The sequence below is a fragment of the Methanosarcina spelaei genome (assembly GCF_002287235.1).
Classification (GTDB): Archaea; Halobacteriota; Methanosarcinia; order Methanosarcinales; family Methanosarcinaceae; genus Methanosarcina; species Methanosarcina spelaei.
The window spans coordinates 1-4,310 of the sequence record NZ_LMVP01000153.1 but is presented as its reverse complement, the minus strand read 5'-3'; the positions used below and the strand labels follow the sequence as shown (position 1 = coordinate 4,310).

Below are 4,310 nucleotides of genomic sequence, written 5' to 3'. Positions count from 1 at the left end.
GCAGCAGTTCAAAGAATGCTCTATTACCTAATCAGGATTATCAACCATTTTAAGAGTTGTTCCTGGATGACCTTCTTGACCTCCAGGGTTCTTTTCGCTCTTTTTACGGAGACTCTTGGGATTAGGTTTTTCTTTGACAAAAAAATCAGTAGAAGGAGGTTTACTGCTGTTTCTGCTATTTTGATTTAAGCGAGATTCTAAAACTTGCAATTTTTCACTAAGCTGTTTTATTTGAGATTCAAGACTCTCAATGTAAGTTGCAATAACTTCAGGATTTGAAGTACACAGAGCAAGAATCTCTTCACGTTTCATCAAAGATAGAAATAACTCATTGTAAATCCAATTTTTCCTCGAAAAGAGGAAAAATTGTGTAGCCCTAAAAAGGCTACCTGAATAGTAACAAATAATTTAGATTTTTCAAAACCTCAAAAATTTCTTGCCTGATGTTTTTGAGGAGTAATTTTTCAGATAGATAGTCATATAGAACAAAGCGTAAAAGCCTGTACTTTTGGCCTGAAGTATAATGTTAGATTATCCTATTTTCGTCATTTTCAATTGCAAATTCCTTCTTTGATTATTCTTCATTGTACCAGAGCTTCCATTTTGTACTCCGATGATTTTGTTTCCGAACTGCTAGTGCTTAGATTCTGATGTTAATCCATAAAATATTTTTAATTACATATCTTTCATACTTTAATATTCAATTTCGTCTATTTTTACAGAAACACTCTATTATAAATATGATAATGAACATTAATATATCTTTTATGGTAATTAAAGCAGGGGACACTATGAATACTAAAGGAGAAGCAGTGGTCTCCATTCGTGATCTAGCCATGAGCTACGGTACCCATCAAGTATTGCGCGGTATCAACCTGAATGTCTTTCAAGGGGAAATCATTGGCTACATTGGACCCAACGGCGCCGGCAAGAGCACCACGGTAAAAATAATATTGGGCCTCGTAGATGGTTTTAAGGGGCAGGTTAAAGTCCTGGGGGAGGACATAGCCGACGGTGGGATTGAATACAAGCGTAAAATTGGCTATGTTCCCGAAACAGCTGAGGTCTATGACACCCTTACCGCCTATGAATACCTCACATTTATCGGGGAAATGTACGGCATGGAATTCAAGCTGGTAGACCAGAAAGCTCAGAAGCTCATGGCCTTATTTGATATTGCCGATATGTATCACGCCCGCATCGCCTCCTATTCCAAAGGCATGAAGCAAAAGCTGCTAATAATATCCAGCCTCCTGCACAATCCGGACATCCTGTTTTTTGACGAGCCTTTAAGCGGGCTGGACGCTAACAGCGTAATGGTGTTCAAGGAAATCATGACTGACCTAGCCGCCCAGGGAAAAACCATTTTCTACTCCTCGCACATCATGGACGTGGTGGAAAAGATAAGCAGCCGCATAATCCTGATAAATAACGGGCAAATAGTGGCCGATGGCTCATTTGATCAATTAAGCCAGAAATGCCGTGAGGGATCCCTGGAAGAAATCTTCAACCAACTAACCGGTTTTAACCGGCATAAAGAAATAGCTGATGAATTCATTGCTGTGCTGGGCGAGGCATAGTATCATGAAAGATTTCACCGTGTTAAAATTGCTGGACAAATTCTCTTTTCTCTTTAAGAAAATAGAGGTTGATTACCCCGTCATGCGCCGGATTCTGCAGGTACAGCTCACCATGGACGAGCGTCGGGTGCCCACCATTCTGACCAATCAAAAAAAGACCCAAAGCGGTAACTCCTTTAAAGCATCGCTATTTACATACGGAATTCTGGGGTTTTTTATCGGCTTGCTGATGCTGGTTCCTTTTCCACTCTATTATCTAATGAACCTAGCTTTTGGGCTCATTATATTTATGGTGATGGCCACCATGATTTCAGACTTTTCTACTGTTCTCTTAGATGTAAAAGATAAAAACATCTTGCTGCCCCGCCCAGTTGACGCTAGAACCATCAATACAGCCAAATTACTGCATATTGTAATCTACCTCTTCACCATTACCATGAGTATTTCAGGATTGGCTCTGCTGGTTGGGCTGTTTAAGTACGGGGTGGCCTTCGCTCTAATCTTCATGTTCGAACTGGTGTTGATCTGTTGCCTGGTAGTATTTTTCACTTCGATTTTGTATATGGCTATTTTATCCTTTTTTGACGGCGAGAAATTGAAGGATATGATCAATTATATTCAAATACTACTTTCGATTTTTATGCTTGTAGGCTACCAGTTTATAGGGCGGATATTTAACCTGAAGCTCCTTACTGTCACCTTCCATCCCGCCTGGTGGCATTTTCTCATTCCCACCACTTGGTTCGCCGCCCCTTTCAGCCTGTTCATCGAGCACAACTCCAGCCAGTACTTCATTGCTTTAAGCCTGCTCGCCCTCGTCGTCCCGACCGCAGCTACGGTCTTATACATGACCCTGGTTATTCCCTATTTTGAAGGCAAACTGCAAAAATTGAACAGCAGCAGTATGCGTGCTAACAGAGGTGCAGCCGTCAGAGTAAAAATACAGCGGGCAGCCGCCAACATGCTTTGCTTCAGCCGGATGGAAAAGGCTTTTTATCAATTTACCCAGAATATGCTGTCCAATGAAAGAAAACTCAAGCTGCAGCTGTATCCACAGCTGACTTTCGCCTTGGTCATGCCCTTTTTAATGCTGTCCGGAATAATAGGAAATAGGGTTTCTTGGTCTGACATTTTAGTTAACCTTGCCAATAGCAAACTTTATCTGGCTGTTTACTTGTCCGCTGTTATTCTGGCTTCTACAGCCACCATGATCAGCTCCAGCGAAAATTACAGAGGTGCCTGGATTTATCGGGTTTTGCCCACAGAAAGCCCTGTTCCGCTTTTAAAAGGCGCTTTAAAGGCTTTTATAGTCAAATATATCATTCCAATTTACCTGTTGATCGCCTTAATATTCGTCCTCTTATGTGGCTTAAAAATCATCCCCGATCTCATTTTGATATTTATAAATATGATTATGGTTCTGCTATTGATTTTTAAATTGAACCGTAAGGAGCTCCCCTTCGATAGGGATTTTCAAGTCACGCAGGGTATGAGCCGGATGGGAATTATGCTGATTTCAATGCTGGTATGCGGGTTATGCGCACTTGTTCACCTGCTGCTTACCTATGTCCCTTTCGGAGTGATTCTGAATATTGTCCTGTCGCTGGGTATCACCATGGTATTATGGTGTAAAAGTTTCAACATCACCTGGAAGGAAATAGTTAAAGGCGCCATATGACATAATATATTGGAGAAAACTTGAGTTAAACGTTTGCAGCCCACTCTTACTCTGTCCCGGATCACGGCACCTTTAATCAGTAATCATGCTGTATTGCCAATGCTCTTGATGATAGTATTACCTTTTAAAGGGAAACGCAAAAGAGACCTAACCTGTTGATCAAGAATTTGGTGCGGTAATCTTTTTGGGGAATTTTGCAGTCAAAACGGATTCTTGGCCTAGTTGACCTAGTGCTTTGATTCTTAATTAATTCCTCTTTCTTTTAGATTATAATTTTTCCAGGCATTTCATCTCTTTCTTCTATTTTATATTTCCATTTAAAAATTACTGGTTTTTCGTTAATCTGGTCTATATATTGACTAATTCTTTCCCTTAATTCCGTTATTGATTCTACTCTTATTCCTCTCAGCAAGCTTCTTGCCATTTTACTGAAAAAACTTTCAATAATGTTTAGCCACGAAGCATGTTTGGGTGTGAATATAAATTCAAACTTATCTGGAACAGTTTCCAGGTATTCTCGAGTTTCTGCTGATGTATGCACTTTATAATTATCCATTAGAATTTTGATTTTTTCTTTTGGATAAATCAGCTCAAGTTCTTTAAGGAATTGTATAAATTCCCAGCTTTGATGGCTCTGATCCAAAATCCAGTGATTTTTGGATTTTTCGATTGAAATACTGAATTGCGGGAAGGATTCTTTCTTATATTAACCTCAATATTCGATATCTAAAGAATTCAATCAAGAAGATGTGTTCAAAGGATTGTGTCCATTTTCAAAATATAGTGATTTTTAATTCTACGTTCATCACTGGATTTTGGTACTGAATTGCTTTGATGTTTTTCAAATATTTTATAGTGAATTCTTCCTGATATCAAATCAATTCCAGCTAATAGTGAAAGAGTTCCATGTCTTTTGTATTCATAATCTCTTGCTATTGTAGAATAATGCCCTTCTACCGGCATTAGATCTGGGTAAACATTTCCAATTGCTTGAATGCCTGGTTTTTCATCGTAGGAAATAATCACGGTTTTAATTTCTTCTTTTTTTCACT

At 39.2% G+C, this 4,310-nt stretch carries 3 protein-coding genes and 2 pseudogenes; 2 read left to right on the top strand and 3 right to left on the bottom strand.

The genetic code is table 11. The annotated features are described in order from the left end of the window. Positions 1–30: 30 nt before the first annotated feature. Positions 31–315 (bottom strand): annotated as a pseudogene (locus ASJ81_RS24605) (DUF6444 domain-containing protein); the annotation flags it as partial. A gap of 476 nt (positions 316–791) precedes the next feature. Here ASJ81_RS24605 and ASJ81_RS24600 point away from each other — a divergent pair. Further along, entirely contained in the window at positions 792–1,580 is a 789-nt protein-coding gene (locus ASJ81_RS24600; protein ID WP_095644216.1) for an ABC transporter ATP-binding protein, read from the top strand. A gap of 4 nt (positions 1,581–1,584) precedes the next feature. Next, the gene (locus tag ASJ81_RS24595; RefSeq protein ID WP_095644215.1) at positions 1,585–3,258 is read left to right on the top strand and encodes a hypothetical protein; all 1,674 of its coding nucleotides are present in this window, start codon (positions 1,585–1,587) and stop codon (positions 3,256–3,258) included. A 262-nt stretch (positions 3,259–3,520) separates the two neighbouring features. On the opposite strand, the gene ASJ81_RS24590 is transcribed toward ASJ81_RS24595, so the two are convergent. Together ASJ81_RS24590 and ASJ81_RS24585 are read right to left on the bottom strand one after the other, a co-directional pair. Next, a complete protein-coding gene (locus ASJ81_RS24590; RefSeq protein ID WP_170943261.1) occupies positions 3,521–3,901 on the bottom strand; it encodes a transposase in 381 nt (126 codons plus the stop codon). Positions 3,902–4,086: 185 nt separating this feature from the next. After that, positions 4,087–4,284 (bottom strand): annotated as a pseudogene (locus ASJ81_RS24585) (IS630-like element ISMac13 family transposase); the annotation flags it as partial. Between the last annotated feature and the right edge of the window lie 26 nt (positions 4,285–4,310).

What these genes read in the sequence shown, in the direction of transcription:
- ASJ81_RS24600 (WP_095644216.1), top strand. Translation starts at nt 792, where the DNA reads ATGAATACTAAAGGAGAAGCAGTGGTCTCCATTCGTGATCTAGCCATG.
- ASJ81_RS24595 (WP_095644215.1), top strand. Translation starts at nt 1,585, where the DNA reads ATGAAAGATTTCACCGTGTTAAAATTGCTGGACAAATTCTCTTTTCTC.